The organism is Rhizobium leguminosarum bv. viciae USDA 2370, from assembly GCF_002008365.1.
GTDB lineage: Bacteria > Pseudomonadota > Alphaproteobacteria > Rhizobiales > Rhizobiaceae > Rhizobium > Rhizobium leguminosarum.
This window is the reverse complement of record NZ_MRDL01000054.1, coordinates 129,066-151,134: the sequence shown is the minus strand read 5'-3', so window position 1 is coordinate 151,134 and position 22,069 is coordinate 129,066. Positions and strand designations below refer to the sequence as shown.

Genomic DNA, 22,069 nt, shown 5'->3' with positions numbered 1-22,069 from the left:
GCCCGCTCCTTAACCGCGCTTGAACTGTTGGTAGAGGCGCACCATTGCCGGCCGGAACATGTATTCCAGCGCGCCTGCAAAGAGGATCACCAGACCCTGGATGACGAGGATCATCTCGCGGGTGATGTTCGGCATTTCGAAGGAAATCCAGTCACCGCCCTGGTAGAGAATACCGAAGAGGATCGCCGCCACGATGATGCCGAGCGGATGGTTGCGTCCCATCAGCGAGACGGCGATGCCGACGAAGCCGGCACCACCGACGAATTCCACCTGCAGGCGGGCCGACGAGCCCATGACGGGGTTCAGCGCCATCATGCCGGCAAGCGCTCCGGAGAGCAGCATGGCGATGATCACGGTGCGGGCATAGGGGATGCCGGCATAGGCCGCCGCCGTCGGGCTGACGCCCAGCGTGCGCATCTCGAAACCGAGCTTGGTGCGCCAGACGAGCAACCAGACGAGGTAGCTGACAACGAGCGCAATGATGAAGGAGACGTTGAACGGGGCAGCCCCCAGCTTGGCGCCGAACAGCTGCATAACCCAGCCGAGCTTCGGCAATTGGCCGCCTTCGAGGAAGGTGCGGGTTTCCGGCGCCATCTTGCCGGGCACGATCAGCACATGCACCAGGAGATACACCATCAGTGTCGCGCCGATATAATTGAACATGATCGTCGTAATGACGATGTGGCTGCCGCGTTTTGCCTGCAGGAAGGCCGGGATGAAGGCCCAGGCCGCACCAAACAGGCCGGCGCCAACGACGGCGATCGGCATCGTCACATACCATGGCACGTAACGATCGAGCGCCAGCGCCACCAGCGCGCAGCCGAGGCCGCCGACATAGGCCTGGCCTTCGGAGCCGATGTTGAAGAGGCCGGAATGGATCGCCACCGCGACGGAGAGGCCGGTGAAGATGAAGCTCGTCGCGTAATACAGCGTGAAGCCGATGCCTTCGCCATTGCCGAGCGCGCCCTGGATCAGCAGCGACAGCGCATCGAGCGGGCTTTCCCCGATTATCCAGACGACGAAGCCGGAGATCAGGAAGGCGACGACGAGGTTCAAAATCGGGATGAGGCCGTAATTGATCCAGTTTGGTAGTGGAACGGAAGCAGTGCTCATAACGGCCTCACGCGGCAATGCCGGCCATCATCAGGCCGAGGGTCTGTTCACCGGCATCGGGCGTCTTCTCGCCGACGATATGGCCGGCAAACATGACAAGGATACGGTCTGAAAGGGAGCGGATTTCATCGAGTTCGACGGAGACGAGCAGGATCGCCTTGCCCGCGTCACGCATTTCGATAATCCGGCGGTGGATGAATTCGATGGCGCCGATATCGACGCCGCGTGTCGGCTGGCCAATGATCAGTATCTTCGGATCGCGTTCGATCTCACGGGCAACGACGATCTTCTGCTGGTTGCCGCCGGAGAAATTCGCCGTCTTCAGCCGCGGGTTCGGCGGGCGGATATCGTATTTTTCGATCTTTTCCATTGCATCCTTGCGGATCGCATCGAGATCGAGCAGCGGGCCTTTGCTGTAAGCCGGGCGGCGATGGTAGCCGAGCACGGAATTTTCATATTCCTCGAATTTCAGCACCAGGCCCATATGGTGGCGATCCTCGGGAATATGAGCGAGGCCGAGATCACGCAGGCGGGCGGGATCGGCCTTGTCGATCGTCTGACCGTCGAGAAGAATTTCACCGGAGGTCGGCTTGCGGATGCCGGCAATCGCCTCCAGCAATTCGGACTGGCCATTACCGGCGACACCGGCGATGCCGACGATCTCGCCGGCGCGCACGTCGAAGGAGACGTTGTCGACCATGGTGACGCCGCGATTATCCTTGACCGTGAGGTTGCGGACGGACAGCACTGCGGCTTGCGGGTTCGCCTCGCCCTTCTGCACGCGCAGCAGCACGCGGCGGCCGACCATCAGCTCGGCCAGTTCCTCCACCGTCGTCTCCGACGTCTTGCGGGTCGCGACCATTTCGCCGCGGCGCATGACCGAGACCGTATCGGTGATTGCCATGATCTCGCGCAGCTTGTGGGTGATGAGGATGATGGTCTTGCCCTGATCGCGCAGCACCTTGAGGATGCGGAAAAGGTGATCGGCCTCGGCCGGGGTCAACACGCCTGTGGGCTCGTCGAGGATCAGGATCTCGGCGCCGCGATACATGGCTTTCAGGATCTCGACACGCTGCTGCAGGCCGACCGGGAGTTCCTCGATCAGCGTGTCGGGATCGACCTCCAGGCCATATTCCGTTTCCAGCCGCTTGAGCTCGGCGCGGGCCGAGGCAACACCCTTGGCCAGCAACATGCCGCCTTCGGCGCCAAGCATGATGTTCTCGAGCACCGTGAAATTGTCGACCAGCATGAAATGCTGGTGCACCATGCCGATGCCGGTGGCGATCGCCGCCTGGCTGTCACGGATGGTGACGGGATTGCCGTTGACGCGGATCTCGCCGCTGTCGGCATGGTAGAAACCATAGATGATCGACATCAAGGTCGATTTGCCGGCGCCGTTTTCGCCGATGATGCCGTGGATCGTCCCCTTGGCAACGGTGAGGTTGATGTCCTTGTTGGCGTGGACGGCACCGAATTTCTTGTCGATGCCGACAAGCTCGATAGCGGGCTTATCTGTCACTGCAGACTCCAAATAAGAAAAGGGCGTATGGCGAAAGTCCCCTCCGCCATACGCCCGATCTCAATCGTCGATCACATTCGGGCGAGGATCACTTCGGGCAAGCGTTGTCCGAGGTGTAATCGTGAACCTTGATGGTTCCCGCAATGATGTCGGCCTTGGCCTTGTCGACGGCAGCCTGCATTTCCGGCGTGATCAGCGACTTGTTGTGCTCATCGATCGCCGCGCCAACACCGTCTTCCTTGACGCCGAGCGCCTGGACGCCACCGGTGAACTTGTCGTTCTTGGTGTCGTTATAAGCATTGTAGACGGCGAGGTCGACGCGCTTAACCATCGAGGTCAGGACCGAGCCCGGATGCAGGTAGTTCTGGTTGGAGTCGACGCCGATCGACAGCTTCTTGTTGTCGGCGGCCGTCTGCAGAACGCCGAGACCGGTGGCACCAGCTGCCGCGTAAACGACGTCAGCGCCCTGGTCGATCTGGTTCTTGGTGAGCTCACCGCCACGGACCGGGTCGTTCCAGGCAGCGCCCGTGGTGCCGGTCATGTTCTGGAAGACTTCGATATCGGCCTTGACGGAGCGTGCGCCCTGCTCGTAGCCGCATTCGAACTTGCGGATCAGCGGAATGTCCATGCCGCCGACGAAGCCGACCTTGCCTGACTTCGACGCCATGCCGGCGAGAACGCCGACGAGGTAGGAGCCTTCTTCTTCCTTGTAGACAACCGAGCGGACGTTCGGCTTGTCGACGACGGAGTCAACGATGATGAACTTGGTATCCGGGAATTCGGCTGCAACCTTCTCGATGGCCGAAGTCCAGGCGAAGGAAACAGCAACCACCGGATTGAAACCGCGGCTTGCGAAATTGCGGATGGCCTGTTCGCCCTGGGTGTCGCCCGTCGGCTCGAAGTCGCGATAGGCAATGCCGGTCTCGGCCTTGAACTTCTCGGCACCGTTATAGGCCGCCTCGTTAAAGGACTTATCGAACTTCCCGCCGGTGCCGTAAACCAGCGCCGGCTTGACATCGGCGGCAAGCGCCGTCGTCGACACGGCAGCCACGGCAAAGAGAGTGAGAAGGGATTTTTTCATTGTGCAGCCCTGTTGTTGCTATTCGTTAGGGGTCCTCCCGCAAGCCCTTTCCGGGCATGTCTGCGGAACCACCGACCTCCCCCCGGAGGCCTGGCTGCGCGCATCCTTGCATGGCTCACGGAAAAATTCACCAGAAATTTTTCAGCTGGTAAAGATTTGCAGCGATTGCCGAAAATCAGCTCTTCGGGGCTGATTTTTGGACATTCCTTGCATCAGAATGCGGATTTTCTAGCCAATCCGACGGCAGATACCGAGGTCGAAGAGCTGGCGATGCCCAACGGGATTTCCCGCCGGATCGTGCCGGTAAAACCACCTTGCTATGCGGTGAAGCGACCGGCCACCGGCGGCTTCTTGTAGCCGATCATCCACAGAAGCAGCGCGATCACCAGGAAAATGGCAAAGGCCGGCTGGAGCATCAGCCACTGGAAGATCAAGGTGTAGAAACGCGGGTGGATATAATAGGAAAGGGAGGATTGCAGCGACGTAAGGGTTGTCGGGCTCACATCCTGCCAGGCATCGGAGATCGGCGTCATCACCACGGAGGACGCCGCAACCGACTGGATCGAATCGATGGTCCCGGCAATAACCGCCGCCGCAAGCGCGACAAGACTCGCCAGACGCAACAGGAAACGCATCAATTCCTCCGACGCTCGATATGCCGGACAATTCCGGCCGGCCGCGCCATTCTCCACCTTAGAGAATTACATAGTCGTCGATGAGGTGAAGCACAATGGAGTGGCCGAGGCGAGTTTTATCGGAAGAAGTCAAAAAAACTGTTAGATTTCGGTTGATCGACAAAAATTCATCGGTATATATCGCGCCGTTCCGACGATTTGCTCCTATCCGGGCGCGAACGCCAAAAAAGGACAGGTGGCCGAGTGGTTTAAGGCGCACGCCTGGAACGCGTGTGTACGTGAAAGCGTACCGTGGGTTCGAATCCCACCCTGTCCGCCATATCCCTCATTTTCAATATTGATTCAAACCGTATCGAGAGCGGGACGCGGAAGCGTTGTGGCGGCACGCTTCGCTGGGACAAGCCGGTCGTCCGCATATTCTCAAGGGCGCTGAAGCAGGGCGCGTCCGATCGGCTTCGGATTCTCGCTGCGCAACACGAGAGATGTCGTCACGGCCCCAAAACGCGCGATCGTGTCAACGATCGTTTCCAGCTCTCCCGGCGACGGAACCAGCACCTTCAAAAGGAAACAGTCCTCTCCGGTGAGGCGCAATACTTCCATGACCTGCGGCATCTCCGCGAACTGTTTCAGGCAGGCTTTGATATGCTCATGCGTCGTGCGCACGCGAAGCACAGCCGTCATTCCAATTCCCAAAGCGGTGGGGTCGATACGGGCGGAGTAACCGACAATGATGCCGCGGTCTTCCAGCCGCTTGACCCGTTCCGATGCTGCCGGCTGAGAGAGCCCGACCCTTCGACCGAGTTCGGAAATCGCAATGCGGCCATTTTCCTGCATCGCTTCGATAATTGCGATATCGGTTGGATCGAGCAGTACCCGATTGTTTTCCTGAAAAGCCATGGGATCACCTTGAAATCATCGGAGAGAGACGCGGTTTTCCGATGATCATTCATTCCGAAGCAAATGAAAATGCATCATTTTCACCTGCACGGACGATCAGAGGAAAAGACATGAAGGACATCATCATATTGCCGGGGATTGGCGGTTCGGGCGAGGCTCATTGGCAAACACGCTGGGAAAAGTCGAACCCGGAAATGCGACGTTTTCAACCAGCCGATTGGGAAAAACCCGATCTGGCGGACTGGATTTCAGCCCTGGAGCGCGCCGTCGGCGCATCGGCAACCCCTCCCCTGCTGGTCGCCCACAGCCTTGCCTGTCTGCTGGTCGCTCATTGGCAGCAGGCTTCTTCGCTTGCCGTTGCCGGAGCATTTCTTGTGGCGGTCCCGGATCCGCAGTCCGCGTCATTCCCTGAGGAGGCTGCCGGATTCGCCGATCCGCCGCCGCAAAAGATGCGCTTCCCCACTCTGATCATCGCAAGCGCCGATGATCCTTTCGGCACGCTCGACCATGCCCATGCGCGAGCGGATCTGTGGGGCAGCGGTCTTGTCGCGATCGGTCCTTTCGGCCATATCAACGGGCAAAGCGGCCTTGAGGACTGGGGCCTGGGAAAGGCCTTGCTGACGGCGTTTTCCGCCGGATTGGCAAAATCTGAACGGCCTTGATCTTGTTTTCGAGTTCACGATCAAATGGCCCAAACAGGCCTTGCCTGTGCTGGACGTGTCGGGACGGAGCAACGAAATGCCCCGCTCGCAAGCGTGCGTTCGTCTCATCGAACCCGTCGCTCCGGCGGCGCGGCGAGGTTCAAAGCGCCGAAAGATTCCTGATTTTTTACCATGCGAGTTCACCGCGTCTTTGCACGTTTGGGTTTACCGTCTGCCAAAATCAAAAACAGAGGTAAAACAGGTGGAAGAACTTTCGGTAAAGTCGAAGATCATCAAATCCGTCTATTTCAGCCAGGAAGACGGCCGGCTCAGGATTTGTTTCAAGAATGGCGAGGAGCGTCTGTTCGAAGGTGTTCCCTCCTCGGAAGCGCATGCGATGACGGTGGCGCCGTCTCCCGGCCATTATTATCTCGACCGGATCAGAACCCGGTTTCGCAGACTGGCAGCCTGAAAATTCGAGCGGTAGCGCCCGGTACGCATTGCGGGGCTGCGCGAGATCGGGACGAGGCCGGTGGATATTAACCGGTTGTTAGCCCTCGATATCATCTGAGTTGGATCGCCCTTGCCGGAAAGCGCCAACGTGTCGGCGCTGCCGGCCTGTTCAAGGTCGGCCAGCCGGGAGGCTCGGCGGCGGACCCCAGCCAGGAAGTCGAGCCTCCCCGTCACGGGTGCTCGTTGTGTGCGTGATGACGAAGCGCATGAGCGGCTCGCGGACGCCGCCATGCTCTGCTTGTCTGATTGAGATGACCCCGGGCCGGTTGCGACCCTAATCGTCCCCCGAACTAACGAATTGGGGCTAATCCTGTGAAAAACCCGAATTGTCGCATCCGGACTCGACAATGCTTTATTAGCATGATTGCATAAATCGGGATAAAGACGGGGGTAAAGATGTTCGAGAATCTGCTTGAGATGCAGGAGCGTGGCGCACGGGACCGTGCGCGTGGCCGCAGTCTGGCCGACAATCCGATGTCGAAGCCGGATATCCTGCCGATCACCGATTTTCAGGAATGGTACTCGATGTTCGACGCCTGGCGCTTCGGTTGGTCGATCGAGGATGCGATGGCGGGGCACATCAATATGCCCCGGGATGGCGGCACATTGGCCCAGACCTACACCAGAACGGTCTGATCCATCCTGTCCTCGGCACCGAAGAATTTCAGGTAGCGTTCGACCTCGGCCGGTTCGCCGGTCGCCTTCTGCGGATTATCGGAGAGCTTCACCGCCGGCCGGCCGTTGGCGGCGCTGACCTTGCAAACGACGGAGATCGGGTTGAGGCCGGAGATCTCGATCGGCGCGCAGCCGGAAAAATCGTTCGTCAGGTTGGTGCCCCAGCCGAAGCTCATGCGCACGCGGCCTTCAAAATGCCGGTAGGTATCGATGATGGCGTCGACATCGAGGCCGTCGGAGAAGATCAGCAGCTTCTGGCGCGGATCGCGGCCCATCTTCTTCCACCAGTCGATAATCTTCTCGCCGCCTTCGATCGGCGGGGCACTGTCCGGGCGGAAGCCGGTCCAGTCGGCGACCCATTCCGGCGCATCGCGCAGGAAGGCGGCGGTGCCGAAGGCATCGGGCAGCACGATCAGAAGGTTGCCGCCATAGAGCTTGTTCCAGTCGCGCAGGATCTTGTAGGGCGCGTTGCGCAACTGCTCGTCGGTTTCGGCAAGGGCGGCGGCCACCATCGGCAGCTCGTGAGCATTGGTGCCGACCGCCTCGAGATCGGAATCCATAGCCAGCAATACGTTGCTGGTACCGGCAAAAGCAGGCCCGATGCCTTCCTTCAGTGCCTCGACGCACCAGCGCTGCCAGAGGAAACTGTGACGGCGGCGGGTGCCGAAATCGGAGATCCGTAAGCCCGGCAATTCCTTCAGCCGCTCGACCTTCGACCACATCTTCGCCTTGGCCCTGGCATAGAGCACATCGAGGGTGAAGGGACCGAGCGCCTTCATCGCCGAGCGCGACCGCAGCTCGTTGACGATGGCAAGCGCGGGGATTTCCCACATGGTGGTTTCCTTCCACGATCCGTGGAAATCCAGCACATATTGGCCGTCCTTCTTCGACAGCTCGTATTCGGGCAACTGGAAATTGGAAAGCCAGGCGAGGAATTCCGGTTCGAAGATCTGGGCGCGACCATAGAAGCTGTTACCCGCAAGCCAGATCATCTCCTTCTTGGAGAGTCTCAGCGTGCGGGCATGATCGAGCTGCTCGCGCAATTCGCCTTCATCGAGCTCCTCGGCGAGACGCACCCGTTTGGTGCGGTTAATGAGGGTGAAGGACGCGTTAACGTCAGGATAGAGCTTCCAGATCATCTGCAGCATCAGGAGCTTATAGAAGTCGGTATCGATCAGGCTGCGGATGATCGGATCGAGTTTCCAGGCGTGATTGTAGACGCGTCTTGCGATATCAGTCCTGGCCATGAAATTCCTGCCCCTGTCCACTCCGGTCAGGTGCTGCCAAATTCCCGGGTATTGCCAAGTTCCGGGCCAGCGCACGAAACCGGCTCGTGTGCCTTCTTATCGAAAAATCGGCGGCTAAAGTCCAGACAAAACAATAAACGTCCCGCCGCAGTGTCACGGCGGGACGTGAACATGGTTTTGCTCACGATTATCGGGCCGGCGTTGCGGGCGCCACATTCGGAGCGGCCGGCGTGGTGTTCGGCGTTTCGGTTGGAACGGCCGTGCCGTTCTGTAGCGCCGGCGCGGCGGGCGGAGCAGGCTGCTGCGACTGAAGCTGCTGGCCTGGCTGCTGCGGCGCCACCTCGTTCGCTTCGCGCTTGCCCCAAATCTCGACCGGTATCCAAACAACGAAGGCAAGCACCAGCGCGACGATCAATACGGTCAGAATGCGATAACCCGTGCGTCCCTGCCTTGCGTTCACCGGCGGGATCAGCTCTTCCTTGTGAAGCTTGCCATCGGACTTTTCCCAGCGTGTTTCCGTCTGATGCGCCATCATCGTCTCCTTCCGCTGTCTTAACCGGCCTTGCCGGCCGCAAGAATTTCCGCAAAGGAAACGGGTGGCTGTCTGGAAGGTTCCGAAAGCTCAATAGCCGGCGGCGCGATCGACCACGAATTGCAGCGGTTCGCCGCGCTCGAAACGGGCAATCTGCGTCTCGACATGACGGAACAGCGCATTTTCTTCGGACACCGCCGCGTCGTGCGGCGTGAGGAAGACGTTCTGCAAGTCCCACAATGGGCTGTCTGATGCAAGCGGCTCCGCCTCGAAGACATCGAGGGATGCGCCGCCGAGGGTGCCGTTGCGGATGGCGGAAACGATATCAGCCTCGACCTGGCTCTTGCCGCGGCCGGCATTGATGAAGACCGCTTGCCCAAGCGCGCCGTTGCGGCGCAGCTTCGCTAACAGCCCGGCGTCATAGAAGCCTGATGTTTCAGGCGTCAGCGGCAGCAGGCCGACGAGGATGTCGGTCCTTGCGAGGAAGTTGTCCAACTCGCTGGCATCGAAAGTTTCGACGCCGTCGATCTGTTTGCGGCTGCGCGACCAGCCGATAACGTTAAAACCCATCACCCTCAGCTTGGCGACCGCGTCCTGCCCGAGAATGCCGAGGCCCATGACGCCGACCGTCACCTCAGCCGCCTCCGGCGCGATCAGCTTGGCCCATTCACGTTGCCGCTGGTGGTTGTCATGGGCGTATTGCCCGCGCAGATGCATCAGGCATTGCATGACGACCCATTCACTCATGCGGGTCGTCAGGCTGCGATCGACGAAGCGAACGATCGGGATCTCGGGCAGGCCGGCCATGCCGATGATGTGGTCGACGCCGGCGCCTCCCGAAAAGATTACCTTGAGGTTCGGCGCCCGCGCGAAAAGGTCGGCATCCGGTTTCCAGAGAAGCGCGTATTCGACCGCGCGGAGATCGCGGGCCTGATGGCCCGGATCGGCGAGATTGATGCTGCCCCGGTCGGCAAACGCCGTCTTCAGCACGCGGGCGACGCCTTCGGGATTGAACTTGATATCGACGAGAACGGGAGGACGGGCGGACATGATCTTCTTTACTGCTGCACGGCGAGCGTCGGCACCGCCTCGATGTTGAAAGCGGCCGCCATCAGCGCCCTGGTGTAATCGTTCTTCGGCGCGCGAAAGATTTCCGAGGATGGTCCCTGCTCCACCACCTTGCCGAACCGCATGACGATGACGTCGTTGGCGAGCGCCTTCACCACCTTCAGATCGTGGCTGATGAAGAGATAGGCGAGGTCGTGCTTCTTCTGCAGATCGCGAAGGAGATCGACCACCTGCGCCTGGACGCTCATGTCGAGCGCGGAGGTCGGCTCGTCGAGCATGACGAAGCGCGGTTTCAGCACCATGGCCCGGGCGATGGCGATGCGCTGGCGCTGGCCGCCGGAGAATTCGTGCGGATAACGCCAGCGGGTCAGGGGATCCAGACCCACCTCCTCCAGCGCCCAGCAGACGCGCTGGTCGCGTTCTTCTGATGTCAGGGAGCGCTCATGCACCTTCAGCCCTTCGGCGACGATATCGCCGACCGACATGCGCGGGCTGAGCGATCCGTAGGGATCCTGGAAGACGACCTGCAGCTGGTTGCGCAGCGGCCGCATCTCACTGAACGAGTAACCGGCTATATCCTTGCCGACGAAGGCGATCCGTCCTTCTGAGGAAATCAGCCGGGTGAGCGCCAGGCCGAGCGTGGTCTTGCCGGAGCCGGACTCGCCGACGACGCCCAGCGTCTGGCCGGCGCGCAGCGAAAGGTCGATGCCGTCGACCGCCTTAACGTGATCGACGATACGGCGCATCAGCCCTGATTTGATCGGGAACCAGACGCGGATATCCGAACCTTCCATCACCATCGGTTTCGAGGGATCGGCCAGCGGTGGTTCGCCCCGCGGCTCGGAGGCGAGAAGGTGCCGGGTATATTCATGCTTCGGATTGGCGAAGACGTCTTCGACGGTGCCGGTTTCGACGATCCTGCCCTTGGTCATGACACACACGCGATCGGCGAATTTGCGCACGATGCCGAGATCATGGGTGATGAACAGCATCGACATGCCGTGGACGGCCTTCAACTGCCGGAGCAATTCGAGGATCTGCGCCTGCACGGTGACGTCGAGGGCGGTGGTCGGCTCGTCGGCGATCAGCAATTCCGGCCGGTTGGCGAGCGCCATGGCGATCATGACGCGCTGGCGCTGGCCGCCTGACAGTTCGTGCGGATAGGCCTTCAACCGCTTCTCCGGCTCGCGGATACCGACCTGGTTCAGCAATTCCAGAACGCGCTGGCGCGCCGGCTGGCCGGTGAGGCCCTGGTGCAAGGCCAGGATCTCGGCGATCTGCTTCTCGATCGTATGAAGCGGATTGAGCGAGGTCATCGGCTCCTGGAAGATCATGGTGATGTCGTTGCCGCGCACTTCCCGCAGTGCCCGCTCCGACGCCTTCAGGAGGTCCTTGCCCTTGAAGAGGATTTCGCCCGAGGGATGGCTTGCGGACGGATAAGGCAAAAGCCGCAGGATCGAGTTGGCCGAGACCGACTTGCCGGAGCCGGACTCGCCGACGAGCGCCACGACCTCGCCTTTGGCGATATCGAAGGAGATATGATCGACTGCGAGCGAGGTCTCGCCGCCCTGATGAAAGGCAACCGAGAGATCGCGGACGGAAAGCAGCGGTTCTGGCATGTCACTCATTGAAACGTCTTCCTCGGATCGAAGGCATCGCGCACGGCTTCGCCGATGAAGATCAGCAGGGAAAGCATGATCGACATGGCAAAGAAGGCCGTCAGCCCGAGCCATGGCGCCTGCAAATTGGTCTTGCCCTGCGCGATCATCTCGCCGAGCGAGGGGGAGCCCGGCGGCATGCCGAAGCCGAGGAAATCGAGCGACGTCAGCGTGGTGATCGAGCCAGAGAGGATGAAGGGCAAGAAGGTCAGCGTCGCGACCATGGCGTTCGGCAGCAGATGGCGCCACATGATGGTGCGATTGTTGACGCCAAGCGCGCGGGCGGCGCGGACATATTCGAAATTGCGGGCGCGCAGGAATTCGGCGCGCACGATGCCGACGAAGCCGACCCAGGAGAAGAGCAGCATGATGCCGAGCAGCACGAAGAAACCGGGCGGCAGGAGTGCGGCGATGATCAGCAGGATGTAGAGCACCGGCATCGACGACCAGATCTCGATAAAGCGCTGTAACAGCAGATCGGTCCAGCCGCCAAAATAACCCTGCACAGCACCTGCCGTCACGCCGATGATCGCCGAGCAAATGGTCAGCACCAGGCCGAAGAGCACCGATATGCGGAAGCCGTAGATGACGCGCGCCAGCACGTCGCGCGCCTGGTCGTCAGTGCCGAGCCAGTTGAGATTGCCGAGGGTGCAATCCGGATCGTTCACCCCTTGCGGGTAGCCGGCGCAGCGCTCCTCCTTCGTCATCAGCCAGAAGGGGGCCGTGGGCGCCGAATGCGGAATGTTGGAATTGACCGAGCGGTAGGAATAGCGGATCGGCGGCCAGATCATCCAGCCATTGGCATTGATCTCGTCGGCAATGACCGAGGAACGATAGTCGGTTTCGGCCAGGAAGCCGCCGAATTTCTCCTCGGGATAGTCGATGAGGACCGGAAACAGGACCTCGCCCTTGTAGGAGGCAATGATCGGCCGGTCGTTGGCGATGAACTCGGCAAACAGGCTGAGGACGAACAGCAGCATGAACAGCCACAGCGACCAGTATCCACGGCCGTTTGCCCGGAAATTCTGCCAGCGGCGGATATTGGTCGGCGAGAGCAGGCCCTTGCGCGGCGGCTTGACGGGTGTTGCAACGGCGGGATTTGCGGCGGCGTCCATCAGACATCCCTCCGCTCGAAATCGATGCGCGGATCGATCCAGGTGTAGATCAGGTCGGAAACCAGGCTGACGACGAGGCCGAGCAGCGAGAAGATGTAGAGCGTGGCAAAGACGATCGGGTAATCCCGGTTGATGACCGAGAGATAGCCGAGACGGCCGAGGCCATCCAGCGAGAAGATGTTTTCGATCAGCAGCGAGCCGGTGAAGAAAGCGGAAATAAAGGCGCCGGGAAAACCGGCAATGATGATCAGCATGGCGTTGCGAAAGACATGGCCATAGAGCACCTGCCGCTGGTTCAGGCCCTTGGCGCGGGCGGTGACGACATATTGCTTCTTGATCTCCTCGATGAAGGAATTCTTGGTCAAAAGCGTCGTCGTCGCAAAGGCCGACAGGGAAAGCGAGATCAGCGGCAAGGTGAGGTGCCAGAAATAGTCGAGCGGCTTCTGCCACCAGGCCAGCTGGTCGAAATTGTCGGAGACCAGGCCGCGCAGCGGAAACCAGTCGTAGAAGGAGCCGCCAGCAAACAGCACGATCAGGAGAATGCCGAAGAGGAAGCTCGGGACAGCATAGCCGACGACGATGACGCCCGACGTCCAGACATCGAAGGTCGATCCATCCTTGATCGCTTTGCGGATGCCGAGCGGGATGGAGATGGCATAGGAGAAGATCAGGATCCAGATGCCGAGCGAGATCGACACCGGCAGCTTTTCTTTGACGAGTTCGAGCACGGAGGTGTTGCGGAAGAAACTCTCGCCGAAATCGAAGCGGATGTAATTCCACATCATCTCGCCGAAACGCGTCAGTGGCGGCTTGTCGAAGCCGAATTGCTTTTCAAGCTTGGCGATCAGTTCCGGATCGAGCCCCTGGGCACCGCGATATTTCGAGCCTTCGTCGCTGCCGCCGCCGCTGAGGAGATCGCCGCCGCCGGACAGGCGCTGGTCGGCACTGTCGGCCTGACCGGTCAATTGGGCGATCACCTGCTCGACAGGACCGCCGGGGGCGAACTGAATGACGGTGAAGGAAATCGCCATAATGCCGACGATGGTCGGGATCATCAGAAGCAGGCGGCGAAGGATATAGGCGCCCATCAGCCTTCAGCCTCCGGGAATGTTCTTCTTGTCTGCCTGCCGTCCAGTCTCATGCCGCTCAATCCGCCAGCCTTCCCTTGCCGGCCCTGCCGGCTTGTCGTGATTCGCTCGCGCCATTTGGAGCCGAGGGCCCCTGCATTGCAAGCCCGCTCATTTTGCCGAGGTGGACCACCAGGCATCAGGGAAGCCAACGCTGTACGCCGGAAACTCGGCCGGATGCGTGACCGTGTTCCAATAGGTGATGTTATAGGTATCACGGTAGAACAGCGGGATGACGTAGTGATTTGCAAGCAAGACCCGGTCCATCGCCTTGATCGCTGCGACCTGTTCATCGCGGTTCGGCGCGAAGATGATCATGCGAATGAGCTCATCAACGGCGGGGTTGGCTATGCCGGCATAATTGCGAGAACCCTGTTGGTTGACGGAACCGGATCCCCAATAGTCGGCTTGTTCGTTGCCCGGATTCATGGTCTCCGCCCAAACATTCCAGATCATATCGAAGTCGAAGCTGCGCTCGCGATTGACAGCTTGCGAGGCGTCGACTGTTCGCACCCGCGCATCGATACCGATTTTCCTGAGATTGTTTGCATATGGCACCGCCCAGCGCTCCAGCATGGGGCTCGACAACAGGATCTCGAAACTCATCGGCTGGCCAGTCTTGGTATTGACCATCCGGTTGCCCTTGAGCTCCCAGCCGGCTTCTTTCAGAAGTGCAATCGCCTTGCGGAGGTTGTCGCGACTCTTCTGCGGATCGCCGCCGACAGGATTGATATAGGGCGTCGTGAAGACTTCGGGCGGAACCTTATCCTTCATGCCCAGCAGAATTTCCAGTTCTCTACCCTGTGGAAGGCCGGAGGAGGCGAGCTCGGTATTCCAGAAATAACTGTCGATGCGTTTGTAACTGTTAAAGGCAACGGTGCGATTCAACTCTTCGAAATCGAAGCCGTAGTTCAGGGCCTCGCGAATTCGCTCGTCCTTAAACAGGTCACGACGCATGTTGGGCACCAGCGCTTGTAGGATACCGGTGGCGCGTAGCGGGTTAGCAACCTCTTCCTTCTTGACGCGTCCTTCCTTCACCGCGGGAAAATCATACCCTGTCGCCCACCGGGCAGCCGTTGTCTCCTGCCAGTAGTCACTATTACCAGCGCGAAACGCTTCGAACTCGACATCCCGATCACCGAAATAGGTGTAGATGATGTTGCGGAAATTGTTCTGGCCGACATTTACATTGAGGTCCTTGCCCCAATAGTAGTCACGTAATTCATAGCGGATTGTCGCGCCGGGCGAGAAGGAAGCAATCTTGTAAGGTCCCGAACCCATCACGGGCTCGAGCGTCGTCTTTGAGATATCGCGTGGCTTGCCGTCCGGTCCCTGCCCCTCCCACCAATGTTTCGGCACGACCACCAACTGGCCGAGAATATTCGGGAGCTCCCGGTTGTTCTTTTCGTCGAAGGTGAAGGTGACGTCGCGATCGCCGGTCTTTTCGGCTTTCACCACGTGGCGGTAATAGTTCGCCGTGAGGGGGTTTAATTCCTTCGTCTTATCCAGACTGAAGATGACGTCCTCGGGTATTACCGGCTGACCATCCGCCCATTTCGCTTCCTTGCGCAGGCGGAAAGTCGCGCTCGATACGTCTGCGGGAAAAGACAGTCCCTCGGCAAGCAGACCGTAGGAGACGAGGAGCTCGTCGTCGGCGGGCTTCATCAGCGTGTCGTAAACGAGCGTCAAGCCCACCGCCGCCTGACCTTTGGCAAGCAATGGGTTGAAGGTGTCGAAGGCGCCGCTTGCGGAGAGGCGCAGGTCTCCGCCTTTCGGTGCATCGGGATTGACATAGTCGAAATGCGTAAAGCCCGGCTTGTACTTCATCTCGCTGATGACCGAGCTTCCGATCTGAAAGGGCTGGTCCTGACCCGTTGCCGGCATCGGCGCCAGGGCACCCGCAAGCGACAGAAACAAACCGATCTTCGACCACAGAACCGCCATTCACGCTTTCCCCTGATTATTGATGGGTTCGACAATACGAAAAATACGGGCGAAAAACAGGAGAGAGTTTGGTTTTTGCCGGGCGCGCGAAATTTCGAGCATCGGGTCCGTGTCGGAGTGTCGCCTCTTCGGGCCGCCTTGGCAGCATGCGGCGATCCGTCACCGCCTCCCTCGATGGCGGCTGGCCAAAACATCGATTCACCAAAATCGCTTTTCACGATAGATTCGATCGCAAATCACTTCGGCAGCGGCTCAAGGGAACAGTATGGCTTTCGGCTTCGCTCAGGCTTTCAGGACAATCAGCAAACTGACGCTTGCCGGCGCAATCGGCGCAAGCCTTGCCGCCGGCGACGTCGGCGCGGAGCAGAAGACGCCGAGCCCGGGCAGCGCCAAGGGGCAGTTCGGCGCCGTCAGCCTGCCGACGCAAGGACCGGCGCAGCCGATCGGCTTTTACGCGAAGGGCTGCATGACGGGTGCGGTGGCGCTGCCGACCGACGGGCCGACCTGGGAGGCGATGCGGCTTTCGCGCAATCGCCGCTGGGGCAATCCGGCGATGATCGCGCTGCTCGAACGTCTTTCGCAGGATGGGGTCAAATATGCCGGCTGGCCGGGCATTCTCGTCGGCGACATTGCACAGCCGCGCGGCGGGCCGATGTTCAACGGCCATGCCTCGCATCAGATCGGCCTCGATGCCGACGTCTGGTTCACGCCGATGCCCGCGCGCCGCATGACGGCCGAAGAGCGCGAGAATCTGCCGTTCACCACCATGCTGCAAAAGGACAAGTTCCTGACCGTCGACCCCAAGGTATGGACGCAATCGCACGCGCGGCTGCTGATGCTGGCGGCAAGCTATCCCGAGGTCGAGCGCATCTTCGTCAATCCGGCGATCAAGAAGAAGATGTGCGACACCTGGACAGGCGATCGCACCAATCTCGGCAAGCTCCGGCCGGAATACGGCCATGACTCGCATTTCCACATCCGCATCAAGTGCCCGCGAGGTGCTGCGGGCTGCACACCGCAGGCCCCCGTCGCTGCCGGCGACGGCTGTGACAAGTCGCTCGCCTGGTGGTTCACGCCGGTGCCCTGGGCACCGCCGAAGCCGCCGAAGCCCGGCGCCAAGCCGCCAAAACCGCCGCGCGAGATGATGGTTTCCGATCTGCCCAAGGCGTGTGCCGCCGTGCTCGATGCTGCTTCCGTCGCCTCGATGCAGGCTGCAACCTATGGCGGACCTTCCGCTGCCAGCGCGCTCACCACCGCGCCGGCAGCAGCGCCTGCCGCCGACGCCGACGGCGCTTTGCCCGATGTCGGCCCGGTTCCGAACGACAAGCCGGCGATACAATGAGTAAGGCCCGGGGTGCGTTGTCTTTCAAATCGCAAACTCTTGGTATAGAAGCCATCAAATCGATTGAATTGCTCGGGCGGAGGGGTTTATGGCCGGCGGCAAATGCCTTGCATTGATTGCGCATGACCAGAAGAAGGACGACATGGCGGATTTCGCCCGCGCCAACAGGGACATTCTCTCCCGCTGGAAGATCGTCGCCACCGGCACGACAGGTGGACGCGTGCTCGACGCCGCCCCCGATCTCGACGTCACCAGGCTGAAAAGCGGGCCGCTCGGCGGCGACCAGCAGATCGGCGCGCTGATTTCGACCGGCGAGGTCGACGCCCTGATCTTCTTCGTCGACCCCTTGACGCCAATGCCGCACGATGTCGACGTGAAGGCATTGATGCGGCTGGCGATCGTCTATGATATTCCGATGGCGCTCAACCACGCGACCGCTATAAAACTTCTTCCCACACTCGAAGCCTGATCAGCACGGAACCGGCCATGCCAAAACCGAACAACAGCACCGCTCCGCTGCCTTTCCCGATCCTGATCGGCGATATCGGCGGCACCAATGCCCGCTTTTCCATCCTGACCGACGCCTATGCCGAGCCGAAGCAGTTTCCGAACGTGCGCACGGCAGATTTCGCCACGATCGACGAAGCGATCCAGAAAGGCGTGCTCGACAAGACGGCCGTGCAGCCGCGTTCGGCGATCCTCGCCGTCGCCGGTCCGATCAACGACGACGAGATCCCGCTGACCAATTGCGACTGGGTGGTGCGGCCAAAGACGATGATCGAGGGCCTCGGCATGGAGGACGTGCTCGTCGTCAACGATTTCGAGGCGCAGGCGCTGGCAATCGCCGCCCTGTCGGATGAAAACCGCGAACGCATCGGCGACGCTACCGGCGACATGATCGCCTCCCGCGTCGTGCTCGGACCCGGCACCGGCCTCGGCGTCGGCGGGCTCGTGCATGCCCAGCACAGCTGGATCCCGGTTCCCGGCGAAGGCGGCCATGTCGATCTCGGACCGCGCAGCAAGCGCGACTATGATATCTTTCCGCATATAGAGACGATCGAAGGCCGCGTTTCGGCCGAGCAGATCCTCTGCGGCCGCGGCCTCGTCAACCTCTACCATGCGATCTGCATTGTCGACGGCATCCAGCCGACGATGAAGGATCCCGCCGATATCACCTCTCACGCGCTTGCCGGCAGCGACAAGGCGGCCATAGAGACCGTCTCGCTGTTTGCCACCTATCTCGGCCGCGTGGCAGGCGACATGGCGATGGTGTTCATGGCGCGCGGCGGCGTCTATCTCTCCGGCGGCATCTCGCAGAAAATCATCCCGGCGCTGAAAAAGCCGGAATTCCGCATGGCCTTCGAGGACAAGGCGCCGCATACGGCATTGCTCCGGACCATCCCGACCTATGTGGTGACGCATCCCTTAGCAGCGCTTGCCGGGCTTTCCTCCTATGCGCGCATGCCGGCGAATTTCGGCGTCTCGACGGAAGGCCGCCGCTGGCGACGCTAGCCCGGCGCGCAAAGTAAATAGAGCGTCCCTGGCGCGTCCTATCCGGACGCGCGGCGCTCTAGCCAAACCGGTCCCAACTCTTTATAGACCCCGGCAAAAGTGCGTGTCGCCCTCGCGAGGCGCTTGGTCCGAGACAGGAAATCCTATTTGGAAGCGGCGGAAAGCAGAACGCAGAGCGTCAGCAGCGATACCGTAACCGGTATCCTGAAGCGCATCATCGCTGAAAACGGCCGCGACCATCTCTGGGGCTATGTCTTTGCGATTGCCTGCCTCATCGTGGTGGCGCTTTCGACGGCGTTTACCGCCTGGATCATGCGGGCGATCATCGACGAGGCCTTCGCCAATCGGCGCGCCGACGTCGTCTGGATCATCTGTCTTTCGATCTTCATCGCCTTCGTGCTGCGCGGTTTTGCGAGCTACGGCCAGGCGGTGGCGCTTTCCAGGGTCGGCAACGATATCGTCGCCCGCTACCAGCGCCGGCTTTATGCGCATCTGATGACGCTTTCGGTCGGCTTCTTCAGCGAGGCGCGCTCGGCCCATATCGCCGCGCAGGTGAGCCAGAACGTCAGCGGCATCCGCGACGTGCTCAACCTGACGATCACCTCGACGGTACGCGATCTGCTGACCTTCGTTTCGCTGCTCGCCGTGATGATCCTGCAGGATCCGCTGCTCAGCCTTGCCGTGTTCATCATGGCGCCGCCGCTGCTTTACGCGCTGCGCTATGTTTCGAAGCGGCTGCGCTCGGCGACCCGCGAGGCCGTGCATCTGAACAGCCACGTTCTCGGCGCGATGCAGGAGACGATCCAGGGCATCGCCATCGTGAAAGCCTTCACGATGGAAGAAGAACTGGAGCGCAAGGTCAACAAACTCATCAAGGGCGCCGAAAGCCGGGCGAACCGGATTGCCCGGCTTTCCGAACGCACGTCTCCGCTGACGGAGAGTTTCGCGGGCTTTGCCGTCGCCAGCGTGCTTGCCTATGCCGCCTACCGCTCGATCTACTTTAATGTGCCACCCGGCGCCTTTTTCTCCTTCGTCACGGCGCTGCTGCTTGCCTATGACCCGGCTCGACGGCTTGCCCGCCTGCAGGTGCAGATGGAGCGCGCCGTCGTCAATGCGCGGATGATCTACGAGTTGCTCGACATGGAGCCGCGTCAGCGCGACCTGCCGGATGCCCGGCCGCTGACGGTGACGCAGGCGAGGATCGAATTTCGCAACGTTTCCTTCGCCTATGGCAACGAAAGCGTGCTCAGCGGCGTGAGCTTCATCGCCGAGGGCGGGTCGACCACCGCACTGGTCGGTCCCTCGGGTGCCGGCAAATCCACCGTCATCAGCCTCATTCCGCGTTTCTACGATCCGCGCGAAGGCGAAATTCTGATCGACGGGCAGGACATCGCCCACATCACCAAGAAGTCGCTGCGCCAGCAACTCGCCTATGTCTCGCAGCAACCCTACCTGTTCGAGGGCACGATCCGCGACAATATCCGCTATGGCCGGCCGGAGGCGACCGATGCCGAAGTGGAAGAGGCGGCCAGGCTTGCCTATGCGCATGATTTCATCTCGGCACAGCCGCAGGGTTACGAGACGCCGGTCGGCGAAAACGGCGTGACGCTTTCGGGCGGCCAGCGCCAGCGCCTGTCGATCGCACGCGCCCTGGTGCGCAACGCGCCGATCCTGCTTCTCGACGAGGCGACCTCCGCCCTCGACACCGAATCCGAAGCCGCCGTGCAGAAGGCGCTCGACGAAGCGATGACCGGACGCACCGTCGTCGTCATCGCCCATCGGCTCTCGACCGTGGTGCGCGCCGACAAGATCGTCGTCATGCAGCAGGGCCGCGTCGTCGAGGAAGGCAATCACGAGACGCTTGCGAAGGTCAGCGACGGTCTTTACGCTCGCCTCAACAACCTGCAGAGGCCCTCGGCCTCCGATTCATACTGACCTGGTGAGACTGACATGAGCGATGCTGCGATGAAACTGGTGGTGGTTGGCGCAGCAGGACGCATGGGGCAGACGCTGATCCGGCTCATCCATTCCATCGAGGGCGTGACGGTGCATGCCGCGGTCGAGCGCGCCGGTTCGCCCTTCGTCGGCAAGGATGCCGGCGAGATCGCCGGTCTCGGCCCGACCGGCGTCATTATCGGCGACGATCCGCTCAATGCCTTTCTCGATGCCGAAGGCGTGCTCGACTTCACCTCGCCTGCCGCAACGGTGGAATTCTCAGGCCTCGCCGCGCAGGCCCGCATCGTCCATGTCGTTGGAACGACGGGCTGTTTACCCGATGACAATGCCAAGATCGCCGCCGCGGCCCGCCATGCCCGCATCGTCAAATCAGGCAATATGAGCCTCGGGGTCAATCTGCTCAGCGTGCTGGCAGAGCAGGCAGCGCGGGCGCTTGATCCTGATGACTGGGATATCGAGATCCTGGAAATGCACCACAAGCACAAGGTGGATGCGCCTTCCGGCACCGCCCTTCTCTTCGGCGAGGCTGCGGCAAAGGGGCGCGGCATCGATCTGGCCTCGAAGTCGGTCCGGGTGCGCGACGGCCATACCGGCGCCCGTGAAGCCGGCACCATCGGTTTTGCGACGCTGCGCGGCGGCTCCGTCATCGGCGAGCATTCCGTGCTTTTCGCCGGAGAAGGCGAAATCGTCACCTTGTCGCACAGCGCGGCCGACCGCTCGATCTTTGCGCGCGGCGCCATCAAGGCGGCGCTCTGGGCGCGCGACAAGAAGCCGGGTCTCTATTCCATGCTCGATGTGCTCGGGCTTTCTTCCTCATAACGATACTACGGAGGCATATTCATGAGCGGTACCCTCGTCCTCGTTCGCCACGGCCAGAGTGACTGGAACCTGAAGAATCTCTTCACCGGCTGGAAGGATCCCGATCTGACGGAGCTCGGCATCCAGGAAGCCAATGCCGGCGGTACGGCACTTGCCGAATACGGGATCAAATTCGACGTCGCCTACACCTCGGTGCTGGTGCGTGCGCAGCACACGCTGAAACTCATCCTCGACAAGGTCGGCCAGCCCGATCTCCAGACGATCCGCGACCAGGCGCTGAACGAGCGCGACTATGGCGATCTCTCCGGCCTCAACAAGGACGATGCCCGCGCCAAATGGGGCGAGGAACAGGTGCACGTCTGGCGCCGTTCCTATGACGTGCCACCTCCCGGCGGCGAAAGCCTGCGCGACACCGGCGCCCGCGTCTGGCCCTACTACCTCACCGAGATCCTGCCGCGCGTGCTCAGGGGCGAGAAGGTGCTGGTGGCCGCACACGGCAATTCGCTGCGTTCGCTGGTGATGGTGCTCGACAAGCTGAACAAAGAAGGCGTGCTCGCCCTCAACCTCGCGACCGGCGTGCCGATGGTCTACAAGCTGAAGGCGGATTCCACCGTCGCTTCAAAGGAAGTGCTCGGCGACATGTCGGGCGCGCATTGATCTCAGCTGATCTTTCCC

At 61.0% G+C, this 22,069-nt stretch carries 21 protein-coding genes and 1 tRNA gene; 10 read left to right on the top strand and 12 right to left on the bottom strand.

Going from position 1 to position 22,069, the window contains the following annotated elements; all coding sequences use genetic code 11:
- Positions 1–9: 9 nt before the first annotated feature.
- The 4 genes from BS629_RS32465 to BS629_RS32450 form a co-directional block, all read right to left on the bottom strand.
- A complete protein-coding gene (locus BS629_RS32465) occupies positions 10–1,113 on the bottom strand; it encodes an ABC transporter permease (protein ID WP_018244328.1) in 1,104 nt (367 codons plus the stop codon).
- Between the two features lie 7 nt (positions 1,114–1,120).
- Entirely contained in the window at positions 1,121–2,632 is a 1,512-nt protein-coding gene (locus tag BS629_RS32460) for an ABC transporter ATP-binding protein (RefSeq protein ID WP_020493415.1), read from the bottom strand.
- 88 nt (positions 2,633–2,720) lie between these two features.
- A complete protein-coding gene (locus tag BS629_RS32455) occupies positions 2,721–3,713 on the bottom strand; it encodes a BMP family lipoprotein (RefSeq protein WP_018244326.1) in 993 nt (330 codons plus the stop codon).
- Positions 3,714–4,030: 317 nt separating this feature from the next.
- Positions 4,031–4,348 carry a hypothetical protein gene (locus tag BS629_RS32450; RefSeq protein WP_018244325.1) on the bottom strand — a complete coding sequence of 106 codons (318 nt, stop codon included), beginning with the start codon at positions 4,346–4,348 and terminating at the stop codon, positions 4,031–4,033.
- A 229-nt stretch (positions 4,349–4,577) separates the two neighbouring features.
- Here BS629_RS32450 and BS629_RS32445 point away from each other — a divergent pair.
- Positions 4,578–4,667, top strand: a tRNA-Ser gene (locus BS629_RS32445).
- A gap of 101 nt (positions 4,668–4,768) precedes the next feature.
- Here BS629_RS32445 and BS629_RS32440 read toward each other — a convergent pair.
- Positions 4,769–5,245 (bottom strand): Lrp/AsnC family transcriptional regulator, encoded by a 477-nt coding sequence (locus BS629_RS32440; RefSeq protein ID WP_018244324.1) that lies wholly within the window; start codon positions 5,243–5,245, stop codon positions 4,769–4,771.
- A gap of 41 nt (positions 5,246–5,286) precedes the next feature.
- Here BS629_RS32440 and BS629_RS32435 point away from each other — a divergent pair, with 41 nt between their 5' ends.
- From BS629_RS32435 to BS629_RS32425, 3 genes are all read left to right on the top strand, one after another.
- Complete coding sequence (locus BS629_RS32435; protein WP_018244323.1) at positions 5,287–5,907, top strand: RBBP9/YdeN family alpha/beta hydrolase; 621 nt, start codon at positions 5,287–5,289, stop codon at positions 5,905–5,907.
- Positions 5,908–6,148: 241 nt separating this feature from the next.
- Positions 6,149–6,358 carry a KTSC domain-containing protein gene (locus tag BS629_RS32430; protein WP_003555857.1) on the top strand — a complete coding sequence of 70 codons (210 nt, stop codon included), beginning with the start codon at positions 6,149–6,151 and terminating at the stop codon, positions 6,356–6,358.
- Between the two features lie 437 nt (positions 6,359–6,795).
- Complete coding sequence (locus tag BS629_RS32425) at positions 6,796–7,035, top strand: CrpP-related protein (protein WP_018244322.1); 240 nt, start codon at positions 6,796–6,798, stop codon at positions 7,033–7,035.
- Here the strand turns inward: BS629_RS32425 and pncB are convergent.
- From pncB to BS629_RS32390, 7 genes are all read right to left on the bottom strand, one after another.
- On the bottom strand, positions 7,017–8,321 hold the full coding sequence (gene pncB, locus BS629_RS32420; protein WP_018244321.1) for a nicotinate phosphoribosyltransferase: 1,305 nt from the start codon (positions 8,319–8,321) through the stop codon (positions 7,017–7,019). The two genes, BS629_RS32425 and pncB, sit on opposite strands and share 19 nt — an antisense overlap.
- A gap of 187 nt (positions 8,322–8,508) precedes the next feature.
- Positions 8,509–8,856 (bottom strand): hypothetical protein, encoded by a 348-nt coding sequence (locus tag BS629_RS32415; RefSeq protein WP_018244320.1) that lies wholly within the window; start codon positions 8,854–8,856, stop codon positions 8,509–8,511.
- An 87-nt stretch (positions 8,857–8,943) separates the two neighbouring features.
- Positions 8,944–9,903 (bottom strand): 2-hydroxyacid dehydrogenase, encoded by a 960-nt coding sequence (locus BS629_RS32410; RefSeq protein WP_018244319.1) that lies wholly within the window; start codon positions 9,901–9,903, stop codon positions 8,944–8,946.
- A gap of 8 nt (positions 9,904–9,911) precedes the next feature.
- Positions 9,912–11,549, bottom strand: coding sequence for an ABC transporter ATP-binding protein (locus tag BS629_RS32405; protein ID WP_018244318.1), 1,638 nt, complete (start codon positions 11,547–11,549; stop codon positions 9,912–9,914).
- Positions 11,546–12,694: an ABC transporter permease gene (locus tag BS629_RS32400; RefSeq protein ID WP_018244317.1), complete on the bottom strand. Its 1,149-nt coding sequence runs from the start codon at positions 12,692–12,694 to the stop codon at positions 11,546–11,548. The genes BS629_RS32405 and BS629_RS32400 overlap by 4 nt, the downstream gene beginning before the upstream one ends.
- Positions 12,694–13,782: a microcin C ABC transporter permease YejB gene (locus BS629_RS32395; protein ID WP_018244316.1), complete on the bottom strand. Its 1,089-nt coding sequence runs from the start codon at positions 13,780–13,782 to the stop codon at positions 12,694–12,696. The genes BS629_RS32400 and BS629_RS32395 overlap by 1 nt, the downstream gene beginning before the upstream one ends.
- 150 nt (positions 13,783–13,932) lie before the next feature.
- Entirely contained in the window at positions 13,933–15,765 is a 1,833-nt protein-coding gene (locus tag BS629_RS32390) for an extracellular solute-binding protein (RefSeq protein ID WP_018244315.1), read from the bottom strand.
- A 265-nt stretch (positions 15,766–16,030) separates the two neighbouring features.
- On the opposite strand from BS629_RS32390, the gene mepA reads away from it, so the two are divergent.
- The 6 genes from mepA to BS629_RS32360 all read left to right on the top strand — a co-directional run bounded on the left by mepA (position 16,031) and on the right by BS629_RS32360 (position 22,051).
- The gene (gene mepA / locus BS629_RS32385) at positions 16,031–17,107 is read left to right on the top strand and encodes a penicillin-insensitive murein endopeptidase (RefSeq protein ID WP_018244314.1); all 1,077 of its coding nucleotides are present in this window, start codon (positions 16,031–16,033) and stop codon (positions 17,105–17,107) included.
- Between the two features lie 88 nt (positions 17,108–17,195).
- Positions 17,196–17,576 carry a methylglyoxal synthase gene (locus BS629_RS32380; protein ID WP_003583482.1) on the top strand — a complete coding sequence of 127 codons (381 nt, stop codon included), beginning with the start codon at positions 17,196–17,198 and terminating at the stop codon, positions 17,574–17,576.
- Between the two features lie 17 nt (positions 17,577–17,593).
- On the top strand, positions 17,594–18,619 hold the full coding sequence (locus tag BS629_RS32375; protein ID WP_018244313.1) for a glucokinase: 1,026 nt from the start codon (positions 17,594–17,596) through the stop codon (positions 18,617–18,619).
- Between the two features lie 147 nt (positions 18,620–18,766).
- Positions 18,767–20,554, top strand: a complete 1,788-nt coding sequence (locus tag BS629_RS32370; protein ID WP_018244312.1) for an ABC transporter ATP-binding protein — start codon at positions 18,767–18,769, stop codon at positions 20,552–20,554.
- 15 nt (positions 20,555–20,569) lie between these two features.
- Entirely contained in the window at positions 20,570–21,394 is an 825-nt protein-coding gene (gene dapB, locus BS629_RS32365) for a 4-hydroxy-tetrahydrodipicolinate reductase (protein WP_018244311.1), read from the top strand.
- Positions 21,395–21,415: 21 nt separating this feature from the next.
- The gene (locus BS629_RS32360; RefSeq protein WP_018244310.1) at positions 21,416–22,051 is read left to right on the top strand and encodes a 2,3-bisphosphoglycerate-dependent phosphoglycerate mutase; all 636 of its coding nucleotides are present in this window, start codon (positions 21,416–21,418) and stop codon (positions 22,049–22,051) included.
- Positions 22,052–22,069: the final 18 nt, after the last annotated feature.

What these genes read in the sequence shown, in the direction of transcription:
- BS629_RS32405 (WP_018244318.1), bottom strand. Translation starts at nt 11,549, where the DNA reads ATGAGTGACATGCCAGAACCGCTGCTTTCCGTCCGCGATCTCTCGGTT.
- mepA (WP_018244314.1), top strand. Translation starts at nt 16,031, where the DNA reads ATGGCTTTCGGCTTCGCTCAGGCTTTCAGGACAATCAGCAAACTGACG.
- BS629_RS32410 (WP_018244319.1), bottom strand. Translation starts at nt 9,903, where the DNA reads ATGTCCGCCCGTCCTCCCGTTCTCGTCGATATCAAGTTCAATCCCGAA.
- BS629_RS32415 (WP_018244320.1), bottom strand. Translation starts at nt 8,856, where the DNA reads ATGATGGCGCATCAGACGGAAACACGCTGGGAAAAGTCCGATGGCAAG.
- BS629_RS32435 (WP_018244323.1), top strand. Translation starts at nt 5,287, where the DNA reads ATGATCATTCATTCCGAAGCAAATGAAAATGCATCATTTTCACCTGCA.
- dapB (WP_018244311.1), top strand. Translation starts at nt 20,570, where the DNA reads ATGAGCGATGCTGCGATGAAACTGGTGGTGGTTGGCGCAGCAGGACGC.
- BS629_RS32360 (WP_018244310.1), top strand. Translation starts at nt 21,416, where the DNA reads ATGAGCGGTACCCTCGTCCTCGTTCGCCACGGCCAGAGTGACTGGAAC.
- BS629_RS32450 (WP_018244325.1), bottom strand. Translation starts at nt 4,348, where the DNA reads ATGCGTTTCCTGTTGCGTCTGGCGAGTCTTGTCGCGCTTGCGGCGGCG.
- BS629_RS32390 (WP_018244315.1), bottom strand. Translation starts at nt 15,765, where the DNA reads ATGGCGGTTCTGTGGTCGAAGATCGGTTTGTTTCTGTCGCTTGCGGGT.
- BS629_RS32425 (WP_018244322.1), top strand. Translation starts at nt 6,796, where the DNA reads ATGTTCGAGAATCTGCTTGAGATGCAGGAGCGTGGCGCACGGGACCGT.
- pncB (WP_018244321.1), bottom strand. Translation starts at nt 8,321, where the DNA reads ATGGCCAGGACTGATATCGCAAGACGCGTCTACAATCACGCCTGGAAA.
- BS629_RS32440 (WP_018244324.1), bottom strand. Translation starts at nt 5,245, where the DNA reads ATGGCTTTTCAGGAAAACAATCGGGTACTGCTCGATCCAACCGATATC.
- BS629_RS32380 (WP_003583482.1), top strand. Translation starts at nt 17,196, where the DNA reads ATGGCCGGCGGCAAATGCCTTGCATTGATTGCGCATGACCAGAAGAAG.
- BS629_RS32455 (WP_018244326.1), bottom strand. Translation starts at nt 3,713, where the DNA reads ATGAAAAAATCCCTTCTCACTCTCTTTGCCGTGGCTGCCGTGTCGACG.
- BS629_RS32395 (WP_018244316.1), bottom strand. Translation starts at nt 13,782, where the DNA reads ATGGGCGCCTATATCCTTCGCCGCCTGCTTCTGATGATCCCGACCATC.
- BS629_RS32465 (WP_018244328.1), bottom strand. Translation starts at nt 1,113, where the DNA reads ATGAGCACTGCTTCCGTTCCACTACCAAACTGGATCAATTACGGCCTC.
- BS629_RS32400 (WP_018244317.1), bottom strand. Translation starts at nt 12,694, where the DNA reads ATGGACGCCGCCGCAAATCCCGCCGTTGCAACACCCGTCAAGCCGCCG.
- BS629_RS32375 (WP_018244313.1), top strand. Translation starts at nt 17,594, where the DNA reads ATGCCAAAACCGAACAACAGCACCGCTCCGCTGCCTTTCCCGATCCTG.